This is a genomic window from Croceibacterium aestuarii, assembly GCF_030657335.1.
GTDB classification, from domain to species: domain Bacteria; phylum Pseudomonadota; class Alphaproteobacteria; order Sphingomonadales; family Sphingomonadaceae; genus Croceibacterium_B; species Croceibacterium_B aestuarii.
The window spans coordinates 1,241,443-1,257,888 of the sequence record NZ_CP131039.1 but is presented as its reverse complement, the minus strand read 5'-3'; the positions used below and the strand labels follow the sequence as shown (position 1 = coordinate 1,257,888).

General features: G+C 65.5%; 17 protein-coding genes and 1 other RNA gene. 7 read left to right on the top strand and 11 right to left on the bottom strand.

The genetic code is table 11. The features are described from left to right. Window positions 1–45: 45 nt before the first annotated feature. Genes Q7I88_RS06015 through Q7I88_RS06000 form a run of 4 tightly spaced genes read right to left on the bottom strand, consistent with a single transcriptional unit; the run spans window position 46 to window position 4,227 of the window. Window positions 46–801: a TIGR02186 family protein gene (locus tag Q7I88_RS06015; RefSeq protein WP_305098135.1), complete on the bottom strand. Its 756-nt coding sequence runs from the start codon at window positions 799–801 to the stop codon at window positions 46–48. Continuing rightward, complete coding sequence (locus Q7I88_RS06010) at window positions 798–1,712, bottom strand: sulfite exporter TauE/SafE family protein (RefSeq protein WP_305098134.1); 915 nt, start codon at window positions 1,710–1,712, stop codon at window positions 798–800. The genes Q7I88_RS06015 and Q7I88_RS06010 overlap by 4 nt, the downstream gene beginning before the upstream one ends. A 44-nt stretch (window positions 1,713–1,756) precedes the next feature. Beyond that, window positions 1,757–2,827, bottom strand: a complete 1,071-nt coding sequence (locus tag Q7I88_RS06005) for a hypothetical protein (protein WP_305098133.1) — start codon at window positions 2,825–2,827, stop codon at window positions 1,757–1,759. Next, window positions 2,824–4,227, bottom strand: coding sequence for a glycosyl transferase family protein (locus Q7I88_RS06000; RefSeq protein WP_305098132.1), 1,404 nt, complete (start codon window positions 4,225–4,227; stop codon window positions 2,824–2,826). Before Q7I88_RS06000 ends, Q7I88_RS06005 begins: the two co-directional genes overlap by 4 nt. A gap of 144 nt (window positions 4,228–4,371) precedes the next feature. Between Q7I88_RS06000 and nhaA the strand changes: the two genes are divergently transcribed. Next, complete coding sequence (gene nhaA / locus Q7I88_RS05995; RefSeq protein ID WP_305098131.1) at window positions 4,372–5,565, top strand: Na+/H+ antiporter NhaA; 1,194 nt, start codon at window positions 4,372–4,374, stop codon at window positions 5,563–5,565. On the opposite strand, the gene nhaD is transcribed toward nhaA, so the two are convergent. Both nhaD and Q7I88_RS05985 read right to left on the bottom strand, forming a co-directional pair. Next, complete coding sequence (gene nhaD, locus Q7I88_RS05990; protein WP_305098130.1) at window positions 5,562–6,863, bottom strand: sodium:proton antiporter NhaD; 1,302 nt, start codon at window positions 6,861–6,863, stop codon at window positions 5,562–5,564. The two genes, nhaA and nhaD, sit on opposite strands and share 4 nt — an antisense overlap. A gap of 64 nt (window positions 6,864–6,927) precedes the next feature. Continuing rightward, the gene (locus Q7I88_RS05985) at window positions 6,928–7,365 is read right to left on the bottom strand and encodes a VOC family protein (RefSeq protein ID WP_305098129.1); all 438 of its coding nucleotides are present in this window, start codon (window positions 7,363–7,365) and stop codon (window positions 6,928–6,930) included. 99 nt (window positions 7,366–7,464) lie between these two features. Here Q7I88_RS05985 and Q7I88_RS05980 point away from each other — a divergent pair, with 99 nt between their 5' ends. Next, entirely contained in the window at window positions 7,465–8,226 is a 762-nt protein-coding gene (locus Q7I88_RS05980) for an SIMPL domain-containing protein (protein ID WP_305098128.1), read from the top strand. 61 nt (window positions 8,227–8,287) lie between these two features. Here the strand turns inward: Q7I88_RS05980 and Q7I88_RS05975 are convergent, their stop codons facing one another. Further along, window positions 8,288–9,034, bottom strand: coding sequence for a TorF family putative porin (locus Q7I88_RS05975; protein ID WP_305098127.1), 747 nt, complete (start codon window positions 9,032–9,034; stop codon window positions 8,288–8,290). A gap of 287 nt (window positions 9,035–9,321) precedes the next feature. On the opposite strand from Q7I88_RS05975, the gene Q7I88_RS05970 reads away from it, so the two are divergent. Then, window positions 9,322–10,125 (top strand): metallophosphoesterase family protein, encoded by an 804-nt coding sequence (locus tag Q7I88_RS05970; RefSeq protein ID WP_305098126.1) that lies wholly within the window; start codon window positions 9,322–9,324, stop codon window positions 10,123–10,125. Window positions 10,126–10,137: 12 nt separating this feature from the next. Here the strand turns inward: Q7I88_RS05970 and rnpB are convergent. The 4 genes from rnpB to Q7I88_RS05950 all read right to left on the bottom strand — a co-directional run bounded on the left by rnpB (window position 10,138) and on the right by Q7I88_RS05950 (window position 12,374). Next, window positions 10,138–10,589, bottom strand: an RNA gene (rnpB, locus tag Q7I88_RS05965) — RNase P RNA component class A. 7 nt (window positions 10,590–10,596) lie between these two features. Further along, the gene (locus Q7I88_RS05960; protein WP_305098125.1) at window positions 10,597–11,307 is read right to left on the bottom strand and encodes an N-acetylmuramoyl-L-alanine amidase; all 711 of its coding nucleotides are present in this window, start codon (window positions 11,305–11,307) and stop codon (window positions 10,597–10,599) included. Window positions 11,308–11,327: 20 nt separating this feature from the next. Beyond that, complete coding sequence (locus tag Q7I88_RS05955; protein WP_305098124.1) at window positions 11,328–11,966, bottom strand: histidine phosphotransferase family protein; 639 nt, start codon at window positions 11,964–11,966, stop codon at window positions 11,328–11,330. A 9-nt stretch (window positions 11,967–11,975) separates the two neighbouring features. Then, entirely contained in the window at window positions 11,976–12,374 is a 399-nt protein-coding gene (locus tag Q7I88_RS05950; RefSeq protein ID WP_439648365.1) for a M67 family metallopeptidase, read from the bottom strand. 14 nt (window positions 12,375–12,388) lie between these two features. On the opposite strand from Q7I88_RS05950, the gene Q7I88_RS05945 reads away from it, so the two are divergent. The 4 genes from Q7I88_RS05945 to mtgA all read left to right on the top strand — a co-directional run bounded on the left by Q7I88_RS05945 (window position 12,389) and on the right by mtgA (window position 16,442). Next, complete coding sequence (locus Q7I88_RS05945; RefSeq protein WP_305098123.1) at window positions 12,389–13,333, top strand: RluA family pseudouridine synthase; 945 nt, start codon at window positions 12,389–12,391, stop codon at window positions 13,331–13,333. A 124-nt stretch (window positions 13,334–13,457) separates the two neighbouring features. Continuing rightward, a complete protein-coding gene (gene rpoH / locus Q7I88_RS05940) occupies window positions 13,458–14,372 on the top strand; it encodes an RNA polymerase sigma factor RpoH (protein WP_305098122.1) in 915 nt (304 codons plus the stop codon). Between the two features lie 109 nt (window positions 14,373–14,481). Beyond that, window positions 14,482–15,735, top strand: coding sequence for an MFS transporter (locus tag Q7I88_RS05935; protein ID WP_305098121.1), 1,254 nt, complete (start codon window positions 14,482–14,484; stop codon window positions 15,733–15,735). Between the two features lie 38 nt (window positions 15,736–15,773). Continuing rightward, the gene (gene mtgA / locus Q7I88_RS05930; RefSeq protein WP_305098120.1) at window positions 15,774–16,442 is read left to right on the top strand and encodes a monofunctional biosynthetic peptidoglycan transglycosylase; all 669 of its coding nucleotides are present in this window, start codon (window positions 15,774–15,776) and stop codon (window positions 16,440–16,442) included. Window positions 16,443–16,446: the final 4 nt, after the last annotated feature.

Genomic DNA, 16,446 nt, shown 5'->3' with positions numbered 1-16,446 from the left:
TAGCCGGTGGTGGTTAAGATCGGGTCACCGAAGCATGCGGCGGACCTAGACGAAAGAGGAGACCCGCCCCGCGAACCAGCCCATGAAGACCGACAATGCGACCGCGATGACACCATAAAAGAAGCCCCAACCTTGGGCGAAAGCGGCCACGGCGCGTTCGAAGCCGACTTTCTTGACCTCGACATCGGAGATCGCCGAGGCGACCACCCGGCCGCGGTTGATGGCGAAGGTTTCGGCGGTGTATCGCCCGGTCGTTACGTTCGAAGGAAGCGCGATGCGCGCCTGGTAGAGCACCTGTTCGCTGATCGACACGCCCGCCGGATTCTCTCGGTAGAGCCCCTCGCGCTTGCGCAGATCGACCAGTCCGGCGGTGAACCGCTGCTGCTCTTCCGGATCGATCGAGCCCGAGGGCGAAAGCTGCAGGTAGTCGAGACCGAGTTCGTAGATCGCAGCGGTGCGGGCATCGACGATCCGGTCGATCGGCCGCGAGCTGGCGACCGCGAAATACGACGGCGCAGAGCGAAAATCGGTGCTGTCGGCGTTGACCCAGATCCCGAGAATGCGCTGCTTTTCGCGCAGCACGATCGGCTGCGTGGGACCCTTGAGCACGACGACGATGTCGTAGTCGCGACCGGCGCGCCGCCCGTCGGGTTCGAGGATCGCGCCGTAGAGCAGCAGCTCGGTCCCGGTGAAGCCCTGCCGCACCTCGATCTCGTGCTGGCTGACCTCTGGCACCAGGATCGGATCGCGCTGGGCGGTGAGCGCGAAGAAGGCCAGCAGCGCGAGCGCGGCGCGTCTCACAACGGGACCACCGAATAGACCTCGTCGGGCCGGACGCCGAGTCGGAAAGCCATGGTCAAGGCAATAAGCAAGACGATCGCGGCGAGGATGAGACGAAGAATTTCCGGCCGCACGCTCAGCCCGATGCGTGTCCCGATTTGCGCCCCGGTCACCGATCCGAGCAACAGCGTGCCCGCCAGAACGATGTCGACCGCGTGGGTGGTGAGCGCGTGCATCATGGTCGAAGCCATGGTGACGAACAAGGTGTTGAACAGGCTGGTGCCGACCACCACGCCCGCGCTCATCCCGAGAATGTAGAGCATTGCCGGGACGAGAATGAAGCCCCCGCCGACGCCCATCAGCATCGTCAGAATGCCCACGCCCATGCCGATCAGCAGCGGAGCCAGTGGCGAAATGTACAGGCCCGAGCGGTAGAACCGCCAGCGCAGCGGCAAGCTGGCGACCAACGGGTGGTGTCGCCGCTTGGCCGCACGGCGCGTGGCCCCCGATTTCCTCGCCCGCATCGTCTGGATCGATTCACGCCCCATGAGCGAGCCGATCGCGCCGAGCAGGATCACGTAAAGCAGGTTGATGACGGTATCGATCTGGCCGATCGCCGTCAGCAGGTTGAACAGCCCCGCGCCGATCAGCGAGCCGAAGACACCGCCGACGACCATCACGGCGCCCATCTGATAATCGACCCCGCCGCGCTTGCTGTGGGCCAGCACGCCCGATACGCTGGCCCCGGTGACCTGCGATGCGGCGGACGCTGCGGCGACGGTAGGCGGCACGCCATAAAAGATCAGCAGCGGCGTGGTCAGAAATCCGCCCCCGACGCCGAAAATGCCCGACAGCAAGCCCGTGACCACACCCAGCGCGACGATGACCAGCCCATTCACGGCGAGGTTCGCGATGGGGAGGTAAACGTCCATGCCCCAGCCCTATCGCAGCGCAGCGGAGCTTGGAAGCGGCGGCCTTAGAAACCGGCAGAAAAGGTCAGTGCCGGCCCGCTCGCGGGGGCTGCATCGCCGGCGACCCGAAATCGATAGTCGAGGGCGACGCGTGTGCGCACCTCGCCCAGCCCGAGTGCAACCGTCGCACTTGGCCCGGCATCGAGCCGCGCTGCGCCTTTTTGCGCCCCGCCCCACGCAGCGAGGCCGACACGCAGTTCGCCCTCGCGTGCGCCATAGCGGGCCAGACGACCATCCACCCGAACCTGTCCGTCGATGAAGCCCGTGGCGAATTGGCCGCCGACCCATCCGGCCTGAGCGTAAGCCTCGGCCCGCAGTGTGTGGGTCAAAGGCGCGGGAACCAGTTCGGTCACCGCAAATACCGCCGGACGCAACTCGCGCCCCGCTGCGGTATCGGTCACCCGCGCCTCGGCCGCGAAGCGCAGCGGCACTGCAACGATCGCGCGGGCCGAAATCCCCGCAGCGAGTTCGCCCTCGCGCGGACCTTCGAGTGTGTGCGTCACGCGGGCGAAAACCTCGGGACGCGCGCCGCCGTCCGCCAGACGGTAGCGCACCACCGCTCCGCCTTGGCTGCGTCCGTAACTGGCAGCGCCCGGCGCAACCGAGCGCCCGGAGCCGTCCCGCCACTGCAGCCAACCGTCACCCGACCACCGGGCGGTTGCGACCGGCGCGGGCCGCGTGCTCAGCAGCGGCCGGTCGGCCACGGGTGCAGCAGAGATTTCCTTACCGCGCTCCGCACCGAGCGCCGCTATTCCGGGGGCAAGAACCAGATGCGCGAACGGCGCGGCCGCCGCTTCGACCATAGACGACGCAGCGGTCGGGACCGGCCGCGGCGCGCCTTCGGCCGCGGTCTGGTACTGGCCGCCGGCGTTAGGCAATGCGGTTGGGGCTAAACCTGGGCCGACCGACTGCGACGACGAGCGGGCGACGGACCGCTCCTCGGGTGGCAAATGGTGGGGGATGCTGGCCAGCGCGGGAAAAGGCGCTTCCCAGAAAAGCACCCGGGCGACCAGCCATACCCCGATGATCGACGCAAAAACCAGCAGCGGCTGCCCGCGGGTCCTTGCGCCGGTCATGCCGTCTTGTCCGGTACGAGCAGCGAGGACGGGTGGGCGTGGTGATAAGTCTTGTCCCAACGCACCTCGGCGCCGAGCAGCGTACCGACATAGGCAAAGAGCGCGCGCCGCCCGGCGAGTATCGCGATGACGTTGGAATGCGGCAGCCGCGCCAGCGCCATCAGCCCCACGCCTACGCCATATTCGCGCGCGGTGAAGGCGAAACGCATCACCGAACGCCAGGCGAAACTGGCGAGATTGGCCCAGAGCAAAACCAGCAGCAGCCCGTCGGGCTCCCACGGCCGGCCGAGTCCGAACTTGCCGGCGAGCCACAGCCCCCCGGCGAGCAGCAGGACGAGATAGGCACAGAACAGAACCAGAGCGGTCAGCGGCCCCCGCCTGTCGCGCAGGCGCATCCAGGTCTCGACCGCTCCGCCCGACCAGCCGAGACGGTCCCAGCTCTGCAAGGAGATACCGTGAATCCAGCGCGCCTTCTGCCGCACGGAGAGTTCGAGCCGCGCCGGGAAGCAGGCCCGGGTTGCCACCAGGCGGCCATCTTCCCCGCGGGCCCGCAAGAAGCATGAGCGGCCGCCCGCCGCTTCGATGCGCAGCCCCAGCTCGTAGTCTTCGGTCAGCGATTCGACCGAGAACGGCATGCCGCTTGGGGAAGCGCCCGCGATGCAGCCAAGCATGTCCCGCGCAAAGGCGCAGCCGACTCCTGCGGCGGGCAAAGCCGCACCGAGTGCCTGGCGAACGACCAGCGATTTGCCGTGCGATTCGGCAAATTCCTCGCAGTAATGGCTGCCGACGAATCGCGAGGTCGACTGCGGTTCCGGCAGCACGGGGATCTGCACGAAGTCGGCGAGGTCGATTGCCGCGTCGAGCAAGGGAAGCGCCGCGGGATCGACCACGTCCTCGGCGTCCTGCAACACAACGAGGCGGTAGCGATCGCCCCAGCGCTCCTCATCGGCCTCCATCGCGGCATAGAGCCGGTTGAGGCAATCGGCCTTTGTCGTGGGGCCGCATCGATCGTTGATGACCAGCCGAACGCGGCTGTCGCAACCGGCGCCCTCCATCACCGCCTGCACCGTTTGGGGATCGTTGCAATAGCAGCCGACATAGATGCGCAGGTCTTTCTGAGGCCAAGCAGCAAGCGCGTGGGCGAGGGTCGCAGCTATGATGCTCTCCTCGCGCCAGGTGGGGATAAGCAACGCGGCGCGGCCGGCGAGCGGACGTCCTTCGTGCGAGGCGCGATCGACTTGCGCGGTTCGAGCTCGGCCTGTGAGGCGTAACCACAGCCACACGAGATCGACTGCGATCTCGTCGATGGCTCCCAAAACGAAGAACGAAGCCGCAAAGAGAAGTAGTTCGCGCTCGACAAGCGCCAGCCACCCCAGCGGTGCCCATGCCCCCTGCATCATCAAGATTGCGCCCCTGATGTATCCCATAGGCAGAATTACCTATTGCACACTAAAAGGCAAGCTTTCCCGTGACTTCGCAACTTCCGCGGAATTGGACCCTCGGTTTTGCTTGAACGCCCGCGCTACTTCGGAAAGGCTACAACCATGACCGAGACCAGTTTGCTGGCCCAGGCCGCTCGCCCGTTCCGCGCCCTTTTCGAAAGCGATGCCAAGGAAGGCCTGCTGCTGATCGCGGTCGCCCTTGCCGCCATCGCGGCGGCCAACGGCGCGCTCGCCGGTCCCTATCACGACCTGTTCCATGCAGAGCTGTCATGGTCGCCGATAGCCAAGCTCGACACCCTGCACCTGTGGATCAACGATGCGGTGATGGCGGTGTTCTTTTTCGTCGTCGGCCTGGAGGTAAAGCGCGAGCTGATGGCCGGGGATCTGTCCGACCCTCAGGCTCTGCGCCTGCCGGTCATGGCCGCCTTCGCCGGGATGGCGCTGCCAGCGGCAATCTTCGTTGCCATCGTCGGCGGCGATCCACAGCTCGACCGCGGCTGGGCCATCCCTGCGGCCACCGACATCGCCTTCGCCATGGGAGTGATAGGGCTGCTCGGCAAGCGCGTGCCGCTGCCCGCCCGGTTGTTGCTGCTGACCGTTGCGATCGTCGACGATATCGGCGCGGTGCTGATCATTGCCTTCTTCTACACCGCCAAGATCAAGCTCGTCTGGTTGTTTGCCTCGGTCGCTGTCGGGGCCGGCCTGGTGCTGCTCAACTGGCTGCACGTCGGCCGGCTACGCTGGTACGTGCTGGGGGGGTTGGTGCTGTGGGTCTGCGTTCTGCACTCGGGCGTCCACGCCACGATTGCCGGGGTTCTTGCAGCGTTCGCCGTGCCGATGCGGCAGAACGATGGAACGCCGCTGCTCGAAAACCTCGAGCACGCGTTGGTCGGCTGGAACGCCTACTTGGTGGTTCCGCTGTTCGCCTTCGCCAATGCCGGGGTCGACTTGCGCGGTCTCGGTGTCGGCGCGCTGTTCGCCCCGCTGCCACTGGCGATCGCCGCCGGCCTCGTGATTGGCAAGCAGGCGGGGGTCTTCGGTGCCGTTTTTCTGGCAGAGCGACTGGGCATCGCGCCGCGGCCTGCCGGTACGAGCTGGGTTCAGGTCTGGGGCCTGTCGGCGCTGTGCGGCATCGGCTTCACCATGAGCCTGTTCATCGCCACCATGGCTTTCGGGGGCGACGACGCACTCTACGAGCAAGCCAAGCTCGGCGTTCTCGCAGGCACGCTGCTTTCGCTGCTGTTCGGCTACGTAATCCTGCGGCTGGCGCCGCCATTGGAGCAGCCCGCCGGCTAGACCAGCGCGGCGTGGCCGAGAACTTCCTGTTGCAGGATGTAGACCCCGGCTCCGGCCAGGTAACCAACCAGCGCCAGCAGGCTGAAGCGCTTGAGGTACCAGATGAAGTCGATCCGCTCGAGGCCCATGGCCGCAACCCCTGCGGCGGAGCCGATGATCAGGATCGAGCCGCCTGTCCCGGCGCAATAGGCGAGAAATTCCCACAGGAAGCTGTCGGTCGGATGGACGTCCATCGAATACATGCCCATCGCACCGGCGACCATCGGGACGTTATCGACCACCGCGCTGACGAAACCGATCGCCATGACGATTAGGTCGAGGCGGCCGATGGCCCGATCGAGCCAATCGGCTAGCGCCTCGAGCACACCGGCATGCTCGAGCGTGGCGACCGCGAGCAGGATCCCGATGAAGAAGGTGATTGCGCTCATATCGATTCGCGCCAGCGCATGGGCGATGGTCACCCGCTTGCGCTCGGCATAAGGCTTTTCCACATGAACGCGGTCGGCGAGCGCCCACAGGATGCCGAGGCCGAACAGCATGCCGAGGAACGGCGGCAGGTGGGTGACAGTCTTGAAGACCGGCACGGAGATGAGCGCGATGAGGCCGGCGGTGAAAATCAGGTTGCGTTCGAACGGCGTTGTCTCGCGCGCGCCTTCGACGGACTTATCCTTCTCTGCGGCCATGATCGGCTTGCCCCGCAGGCCGTAGGCAACGATTGCCAGCGGCACGGCCATGTTGGCCAGCGAGGGCAGGATCAGCTTGGTCATGATCGCGGTGGTCGAAACCTGGCCGCCGATCCACAGCATCGTCGTGGTGACGTCGCCCATCGGCGACCACGCGCCTCCAGCGTTGGCGGATATGACGATCATCCCGGCGAACAGCAGCCGGTCGGTGCGTTCGGAGAGCAGACGGCGGCACAGCGATATCATCACGATAGTGGTGGTCAGGTTGTCGAGAATGGCGCTGAGAAAGAAGGTCACCACGCAGATGAATATCATCAGCGTGGCCAGCGTGCGGGCATGGAGGCGGCTGGTTATCACGTCGAAGCCGTCGTGGGCGTCGATCACTTCGACGATGGTCATCGCGCCGAGCAGGAAGAAGGCGATCTGCGCCGTGTCGACGAGCGAGGCATTGAGCTCCTCGTCGACCATCTCGGGCAGCCCCGCGGCCATGGCATAGATCGTCCACAGCAACCCGGCGCCGATCAGCGCCGCAGCCGATTTGTTGACCTTGAGCGGCTCCTCCAGCGCGATGGCAGTGTAGGAGAGAACGAATACGGTAACGAGCAGGGCGGTCATGCCCGCCCCTCTGGCAAATTCGCGCCGCCGATGCGAGGGAAACCGGGCAATCGGCCCGGGCCGGTCACCAGCTGCCGGTGTTTTCCATGCTCGCCCAGGGTTCCCGGGGTTCGAGATGGCCGTCCTGGAGCAGTTCCACGGAGATACCGTCGGGCGATTTCACGAAGGCCATGTGTCCGTCGCGCGGCGGCCGGTTGATGGTCACCCCGGCGTCCATCAGCGTCTGGCAGGTCTGGTAGATGTTTTCGACGCGGTAGGCGAGGTGGCCGAAGTTGCGCCCACCGGAATAAGCCTCCGGCGCGCTGCCGTCCTCGGGCGGCCAGTTGTAGGTCAGTTCGACCTCGGCGACGCCCTCCTGCCCTGGAGCGGCCATGAAGATCAGAGTGAAGCGGCCCTTCTCGCTCTCCATGCGGCGCACTTCCTCGATGCCCAGGAGCTTGAAGAAATCCACCGTCGCCTCGGGATCGGAGACGCGGATCATCGAATGCAGGTATTGCACCATTGCGGGTGTCCTTCGTTCAAAATCGGTTCATCGACAGAATTGCACAACTTGTCGTGCATTCGGTCAGGGGACCGGGGTAGCATATCAGGGAGACTAGCGATGCCTGCACCGTCCGATCAAGCGCCTGAACCACCTGCGGGCCGCTTGGGTTTCCTGCGCGACAGGACCGTACTGCGCTGGTTCGGCAGCGCTGCCGTGCTTTCCTTCGGCATGATCGTGGGCGGCTACCTGCTCGGCAACGGCTTGCTGAGGGCCAAGGAGGCCGAGCGCTCGGTGACCGTACGCGGCCTGGCCGAACGCGACGTGATGGCGGACCTGGCAACATGGACGCTGAGCTATTCCTCGACCAGCACCGATTTGAGCGCCGCCCAGGCCAAGTCGCAGGCCGACACGCGGGCCATTACCGGTTTCTTCGCCGGGCTCGGCTTTCCCGCCGACTCGGTGCAGCCGACCGGCGCCAACGTCTCGAGCTACACCGACAACGGCGTGACGCGTTACACCGTGCGCCAGCGCATGACGCTGCGCAGCAACGACGTGGAGCGCGCCCAAAAGGCGGTGGCGAAACAGTTCGATCTGATCGATCGCGGCGTCCTGCTCGAGGAAGGCTCGGCGATTTCCTATACGTTCACCAAGCTCAACGACATAAAGCCCGAGATGGTCGCCGAAGCGACCAAGGACGCGCGCGCGTCGGCGGAACAGTTCGCCAAGGACAGCGGCACTTCGGTCGGATCGATCAAGGATGCGACGCAGGGCTATTTCACCATCGAAGCGCGCGATGGCGAGGGCGGCGGCTGGGGCGCTGCCGACACGCCGTACAAGAAGGTTCGCGTGGTCACGACGGTCGACTTCTCGCTCGGTTAGGCGAACGAGAAAGGCCCGTCCCGCCGAAGCGGCACGGGCCCATCGTGCATCGTCGATGCAATCAGAATGCGACCGAGAGCGTCCCCACGACTGCGTCGTCGGTGAAGCCGTTGATCGAGGGGCCTTCGACGCCGATGTACGACACCCCGACGGTGAGCTTCTCCAGCACGGTGGCGCTGGCACCGATCGACCAGTCGAGACCGGTCTCGTCGGTCGTCCCCGCCAGGAACGGCGGCGCGAGAACGCCGTCGGTATAACCGAGGTGCGCCGAAAGGCTGATCGGGCTGTTGGGGATCGCCGCGCTCAGATCGGTGTAGAGATAGAGGTTGTCGTCGTTACCCAGCGAGTCCTGGCTCCAGGCATAAGCGACACCCACGGTCGCGCCGAGCGGACCGAAGGCCGTGCTGACCGAGGCGTAGGGCTCGAAGTAGTCGAGATCGGCGCCGCCGACACCGCCCGGATAATAGTAATACAGCAGGCCGACGTCCGCCGACAGACCGGAGGCGACATCGCCGCTCCAGCCACCGTAGATGTCGAGTTCGGTCGAACCGTAGGCGCCGCCGTCGATCGACGAGCCCCAGGTGCCGACGTAGAAGCCGCTGTCGTGGGCCACGTCGATACCGCCTTGGATGGCGGCGTCGCCGCCGGAAAGCGATACGCCGCGGAAACGGTAATCGGTGACGACCGCAGCGTTGCCCGAAATCGAGAAGCCGCTAGTGTTTTCGTCTTCCGCCATGGCGGGAGTGGCGAGAAATGCCGCGCCGGCGAGCGCGGTGGCGGCGCAAAGGCCGCGGATGGACGTAAGCATTGGCAATTTCCTCAATTGCGGGTGTGAAACTCTGCTTCGTCCCTACCTGCGAATTCGCACGGCCTGCCTCGTTTGGATGGACAGGGCTTCATGCGATGCAGCAAGAAACTGCACACCGTTGCTGCATTGCACAAGAGAAAGTTGCGCCGGTCGCTATCGGTGATAGCAATGTGTGTCGAATCGGCATCACATTAAGGCCGCAGCAATCGGCGACGGCCCATGGGGCGCCCATCCGGTTGCACTATTGCGCTGAAACGCAAAGGGCCTACATCCGCGACGCTGCACTTATGTTGAAAGCAATTCGCCATCTTTTCGGCCGCGAGGGCGAACGTCCCACGGCGTCGGTGCCCGCGGGCCAGCGGGTCTACGCCGTGGGCGACGTCCACGGGCGGCTCGACCTGTTCAACGCGCTGATCGACGCGATCGAAGCCGACGATGCGAGCGCAGTCCCAGCCGATACCACCGTTGTTCTCCTCGGCGACCTTGTCGACCGCGGGCCCGACAGCGCCGGGGTCGTCGCCCGGGCCCGCGACTGGCAGCGCGGCCGCAAGGTGCGCATCCTCGCCGGCAATCACGAGGAAATGTTCCTCAAGAGCTTCACCGACCGCGACATGCTGCGTCATTTCCTGCGTTTCGGAGGGCGCGAGACGGTGCTTAGCTACGGCATCGATCGCCACATCTACAACTCCGCCGAGATCGACGACGTCCAGTCGATGATGAACGCCTGCGTGCCGCAGGAAGACCGCGATTTCATCGCCGGTTTCGAGGACATGATCGCCATCGGCGACTACCTGTTCGTTCACGCCGGCATCATGCCCGATATGCCGCTGGAAGAGCAGCACAGCAAATACTTGCGGTGGATTCGCGAGCCGTTCCTCTCGCACGCCGCTCCGCACGGGGCGGTTATCGTTCACGGCCACACGATCTTCGACGAGCCCGACGATCGCGGCAACCGCATCGGCATCGATACCGGTGCCTATTGCAACGGCCGCCTGACCGCGCTCGTGCTCGAAGGCGATACGCGCCGCTACATCGAGGCGGTCGAGCTCGACGGAGCGATCAGCGCAACTCCGCGTGTTCTCGCGGCCTGATCTGCAGAGAATTGTGCCAGGGGACCTGTAAGCCGGGTTCTGTCCCACGGGCGGTATCCGCAAGGACCCACGCCGCGGGGGCAGCCATTCATCTCGGCCGCATGTTGCCATGCGGTTCAAGCAACCAACCCGGGTCTCTCGGAGCGAAACACTCCTGCCGACACGTCGGCGCGAGACCCCTATGCGGTCTTGCTCCAGGTGGGGTTTGCCATGCGGACCCTGTTGCCAGGGACCCGGTGCGCTCTTGCCGCACCCTTTCACCCTTGCCTGTGCTCCGATCTCCCGAAGGAGCGCGAGCCATCGGCGGTATACTCTCTGTGGCACTGTCCCTCGGCCCGCGCCCGAAAGGACGCTTGCCGGGCGGGCGTTACCCGCCACCCTCGTTTCGTGGAGCCCGGACTTTCCTCGATCTCCAACCCGCTCGTCGTGAGCTGGTCGAAGGGCGCGGCTGCCCGGTCCCCTGGCACGCCGCTACCTAGTGCGTCCCCGATCGCGATCCAAGAGCAATTGAAACAGGATCGCGCGAATCTCGCCGTCGACCTCGCCGTCGATCTTGCGTGGCCGCCAGCGCCGCTGGAAGGCCTCGACCGCCTTGTGGCCGTCGGAAATGTCGTATCCGAAGCGCTCGAGCGCGAGATAGAACGCGCCGTCGTTGTCGAACGGGTCGCCCAGCTCCAGCTTTTCCGGGCGCGGCAGCGCCAGGTGGTATTCGGCCAGCCGCTCCCACGGGAAAAGCTCGCCGGGATCGAGCTTGCGCGCCGGGGCGATGTCGGAATGGCCGACCACGTTGGCGCGCGGGATGTCGTGAGTCTTGACGATGCGGTGGAGCAGCGGGACCAGCGCTTCGATCTGCGCCTCGGGAAAAGAGCGATAGCCATTGCTGTGTCCCGGGTTCTGCAGCTCGATCCCTATCGACTGGCTGTTCACGTTGGCATGCCCGCGCCAGTAGCTCACGCCGGCGTGCCAGGCGCGTTTGTCTTCGGCCACCAGGCGGACGACTTCGCCTTCCTCGCTAATCAGGTAGTGCGCGCTGACCTCGGCTTCGGGATCGCACATCCGCTCGATCGCTGCATCCGCGGTGAGCAGGTCCGTGTAGTGCAGCACGACGATCGACACGCGCTCGCCGCCGCGCTCGTTCCAGTTCGGAGAAGGGACTTCGCGGTGGACGAGTTCGTCAGCCATACCCCTCGCTCCCAGCCGCGTCAGGCGTCGGGCAGGATTGCGCCCATGACGAGCGCCTCGTCGCTCAGCGCATACTGAACACCGCCGCCCGAACGCTCGGCGATCAGGCGGATCATGTGCGCCGGCGCGGTGCGGCCGGACAGGTCTTCAGCCGCCAGCGAGCCGTCGAGCGCCATGCCTATGGACTTGTCGAAGGCGATCTTGGCGCCGGCTGCCCGGACGGCGATCTCGGTCGCGCCGTCGCGTTTCTCCGCGCCCACGTCGAGCTGGCCGCCGCGCGGCAAAGCATCGATACCGATCGCGGCGAGATTGAGCAGCACCTTGACCGCCGGCTTGGGCAACTCGGGATCGGAGACCGCCCATTGCAGGACGATCCGCCCATTGTCGCCGACGAGGCCCTGGACGAGGTCACGCGGTTCCTGAGTGGGGACAACATCGCCGAATCCGCCAGCGGCGCCGTAAGCAAGGCGAAAGAATTTGAGCTTGTCGGTGCTGATCCGAGCGCTCTGCTCGAGCAACTCCATGCAGCGCTGGCGCATTTCGGGATCACGCTCGTCGCGCAGCAGTTCGATGCCGTTGCTCAGCGCGCCGACGGGGCTGAGCATGTCGTGGCAGAGGCGGGAACAGAGAAGGGAAGCAAGGTCGACCGTTTCGGGCATCCGCCTCCCCTAGCCGTTGTGCAGGCCGGTTGGAAGCTCGCCGAAGGCTCCGTCCCCGGCACGCCAGAAACGGACTGTCCCGTTTGCGACGATTGCCCAGATCTTGCCGTCGTTTGCCGCGCTCGCAACGTCGGTTGGCGAGGGTTCGGCCGTGCCCGCGGGGTGCGAGTGATAGTAGCCGAGCACTTCAGGACCGCCCGCGCGGGCGGCGCGGTGAGCGTCGACGAGCGCCTGCGGATCGATCTCGAATCGGGTGGCCGGCCGCGGGTGGACGTTGCGTGCCGGAACGGCCGTCTCGATGTGCATGCCGCGGCCGAGCAACAGGCCGCATGCCTCGTGCGGAGCTGCGGCCTGCGCCTCGGCCAGCAAGCGCTCCATCACGCCTCTTGTCACCTCGATATTCGCCACCCATTTTCCCTAGCATGGGGGACGAGGAAATCATCACCGGAACGCTGGCTGGCGGCGCGCGACTGGACAAAGCCTTGGCCGACGCAGCCGGACTGTCCCGGGCTCGAATTCAGGCGCTGATGGCGCAAGGGGCGGTTTCGGTCGCCGGCGCCCCGACCTCGCAGGCTGCGGCGAAGTACGAGGAAGGCGCGCCCTTTTCCATCGCCCTGCCCGCCGCCTGCGAACCCGACGCCCGGCCGCAGGACATCCCGCTCGCCGTGGTATACGAGGACGAGCAGCTGATCGTGGTCGACAAGCCCGCAGGCATGGTCGTCCACCCGGCGGCGGGGAACCGCGACGGGACGCTCGTCAATGCCCTGCTGCACCACTGCGCCGGAGGACTTTCGGGAATCGGCGGGGTTGCACGACCCGGTATCGTGCACCGGATCGACAAGGACACGTCCGGCCTGCTCGTCGTCGCCAAGACCGATGCCGCGCACGAAGGGCTGGCTAGGCAATTCGCCGACCATTCGATCGAACGCGCTTATCTCGCGGTCTGCAACGGCCATCCGCTACCCCCGCAAGGGACGATTCGCGGGCGAATCGGCCGCTCCGACACCAATCGCAAGAAGATGGCCCTGCTCCCCGACACAGCTAACCGCGGCAAACATGCCGTCACTCATTACAAGGTGCTGGAAAAGCTGACCAATTGCTCGCTCGTCGAATGCCGGCTCGAAACCGGGCGAACCCACCAGGTCCGGGTTCACCTTGCGTCAATCGGCCATGCGCTATTGGGGGACCCTGTCTATGGCAGGGCAAATTCATCGCTTCGGCCGATTCTCCAGGCCCTCGACTTTCGCCGCCAGGCGCTGCACGCCGCAATTCTCGGCTTCATCCACCCGCTGTCCGGGCGAAGGCTGGAATTTTCGAGCGAATTGCCGAGCGACATGAGGGAACTTATCGACGAAACCGGTCATTGAAATCGATGAACTGCGCCCTGTTTTACAGGAAATTCTGCTATACAGTATTCGATGTGGCTGCACCGCGCGGGTGCCCATCAGGGGCCTGAGCACCGCGGTCGACGAAAGAAAGGTTTAGGACACAGTGAGCAACGCCAAGACACCGAGCGTTCCGGCGCTGGGCGGAGAGCAAAGCCTCAACCGCTATCTCGCCGAAATCAAGAAATTCCCCGTGCTGACGGCCGAGCAGGAATACATGCTCGCCAAGCGCTATGAGGAACACGAGGACCCCGACGCTGCGGCGCAGCTCGTGACCTCGCACCTGCGCCTCGTGGCAAAGATCGCCATGGGCTATCGCGGCTACGGCCTGCCGGTTTCCGACCTCATTTCCGAGGGCAACGTCGGGCTCATGCAGGGCGTTAAGAAGTTCGAGCCGGATCGCGGCTTCCGCCTGGCGACTTATGCCATGTGGTGGATCAAGGCCTCGATCCAGGAATTCATCCTCCGCTCGTGGAGCCTCGTGAAGATGGGCACCACCGCGGCGCAGAAGAAGCTGTTCTTCAACCTGCGGCGGATGAAGAAGAACCTCGAGGCTTACGAGGATACCGACCTGCACCCCGACGACGTCGCCAAGATCGCGACCGACCTCGGCGTTCCCGAGCAGGAAGTCGTCAACATGAATCGTCGGATGATGATGGGCGGCGACGGCTCGCTCAACACGCCGATGCGCAATGGCGAAGAAGGTTCGGGCGAGTGGCAGGACTGGTTGACCGACGAGGGTCCGCTGCAGGACGAGATGGTCGCCGATGCCGAAGAAGCCGAAGTGCGCCACGACATGCTGCTTGAAGCGATGGACAGCCTCAACGAGCGCGAGAAGCACATCCTCACCGAGCGGCGGCTGACCGACAATCCGCAGACGCTCGAGGAGCTGAGCCAGGTCTACGACGTCAGCCGCGAGCGCATCCGCCAGATCGAGGTGCGTGCCTTCGAGAAGCTGCAGAAGGCGATGCAGCGCATCGCTACCGAGAAGCTGCTCCCGGCGCCGATGCCGGCCGCCTGATCGGCGCAGCGTAACGAACGACAAGCCGGGCGAGCGAGTAATTGCTTGCCCGGCTTTTCTTTGCCGTTAACTGTCCCGGGCGGCGCGCGCCGCAATCCGGAGAGACCGCTTGACCACCGTACACGCCGAAGCCGGCCCCGCCGTCGACGAAGCGCACGTCAGCAGGGGGGTGGTCCGCAGGCCGTGGCTCTTCGCCCCGCTGTTCGCCCCCTTCGGCATCTCCAGCGGCTACGTCACCGTCACCCTCGCCTTCCAGCTGCGCCAGGGACAGATCCCGGTGGCGATCATCGCCACGATCATCGCCCTGTCGGTCTGGCCGCAGACCGTGAAGATGCTGTGGGCGCCGATTGTCGACACCTTCGGCAATCCCAAGCTCTGGTACGGCATTGGCACGGTCACCGTGGGGCTTTCGATCCTGCTGATGAGCGTTCTGCCCAAGACCCAGGCGGAGATTCCGATCTTCACCGCGCTCATCGTCCTCTCCTCGGTCACCTCGACCTTCGTCTCGATGTCGACAGAGATCTTCATGGCCAACCAGGTCCCGGCGGATTTGCGCGGGCGCGCCAGCGGCTGGTCTCAGGCCGGCAACCTCGGCGGCGCGGGCATCGGCGGCGGGGTTGGGCTGGTGCTCGCCGAAAACCTCGCCGAAGCGTGGATTTCCGGCGTGGTCATCGCGCTTGTCTGTTTCGCCTGCTGGGGCGCGACCCTGCTCCTGCCGAAGCTCGAAGTGGTCAAGACCGAGGGGCTCAACTACCTCGCGGGGCTCAAGGAAGTACTCGTCAACGTCTGGCAGGTCGCCCGCTCGCGGCTCGGCTACCTGGCCCTGATCATCATGCTCCTGCCGATCGGTTCGGGCGGGGTTCCGTGGTCGGCGATCGCCGAGGAATGGGGCGCCGGGGGCAACATGGTGGCTTTCGTCAACGGTATCGCCGGGGGCATCGCTTCGATCGTCGGCGCCCTCGTTGCGGGCTTCATCTGCGACCGGATGGAACTCAAGAAGGCCTATTCGATGTTCGGCCTCCTCGTCGGGCTCGTGGCCGTTTCGCTGATCCTGCTGCCGCGCACGCCGACGGTGTTCGTCGGCGGCGTCCTCGCTTACCAGGCGATGGTCGGCATGGCCTACACCGGCTACGCCGCGATCGTGCTCGAGGCGATCGGCAAGAAGAGCGCGGCGACCAACTGGAATCTGATGGCCTCGCTGTCCAACATTCCGATCGCCCTCATGTCGACGATCGACGGCCATGTACACGATGCGTACGGTACCAACGCCATGCTGTTTGGCGAACTGGCCTTCCCGGCCGTCGCCATCGTGCTGTTCTGGCTCTTCGTCGCCGCGACCCGGCCCCGCCGCGGCCAGGGCTGACGTTGCAGCGCAGGAGGAGCGGCGATAGGTCGGCCGGCATGACCCGCGTAATGCTTTTCCTGGTCAAGGTCCTGCTCGGCTTCATCGCCCTGAGCCTGCTGCTCGTGGTGCTGTTCCGTTTCGTGCCGGTACCCGTGACCGCGACCATGATCCTCGACCCCAACGGCATCACCAAGGACTGGACCCCGCTCAGCCGCATCGACCGCAACATGGTCGCTGCGGCCATTGCCGGGGAGGATGGCAAGTTCTGCAGCCATAACGGCTTCGACCGCGAGGCGATCGAAAAGGCGATCGAGAAGAACGCCCGCGGCGGCCGCATCCGCGGCGGTTCGACCATCAGCCAGCAGACCGCCAAGAACGTCTTCCTGTGGCAGGGCGGCGGCTATTTCCGCAAGGGTCTCGAAGCCTGGTTCACCCTCCTCATCGAGAACATCTGGGGCAAGCGGCGGATCATGGAAGTCTACCTCAATGTCGCCGAAACCGGCATCGGCACCTACGGCGTCGAGGCAGGGGCGCAGCGCTACTACAAGCACTCCGCCGCGCGCCTGACCCCCACCGAGGCGGCGCGAATGGCCGCCGCTTTGCCTCTGCCGAAGGAGCGGTCCGTCATCAGCCCCGGCGGCTTCACCCGCCGCTATGGCAACACCATCCGGGCGCGCATCGGCGTTGTCCGGCGTGACGGGCTCGATTCGTGCATCTATGGCTAGCGGC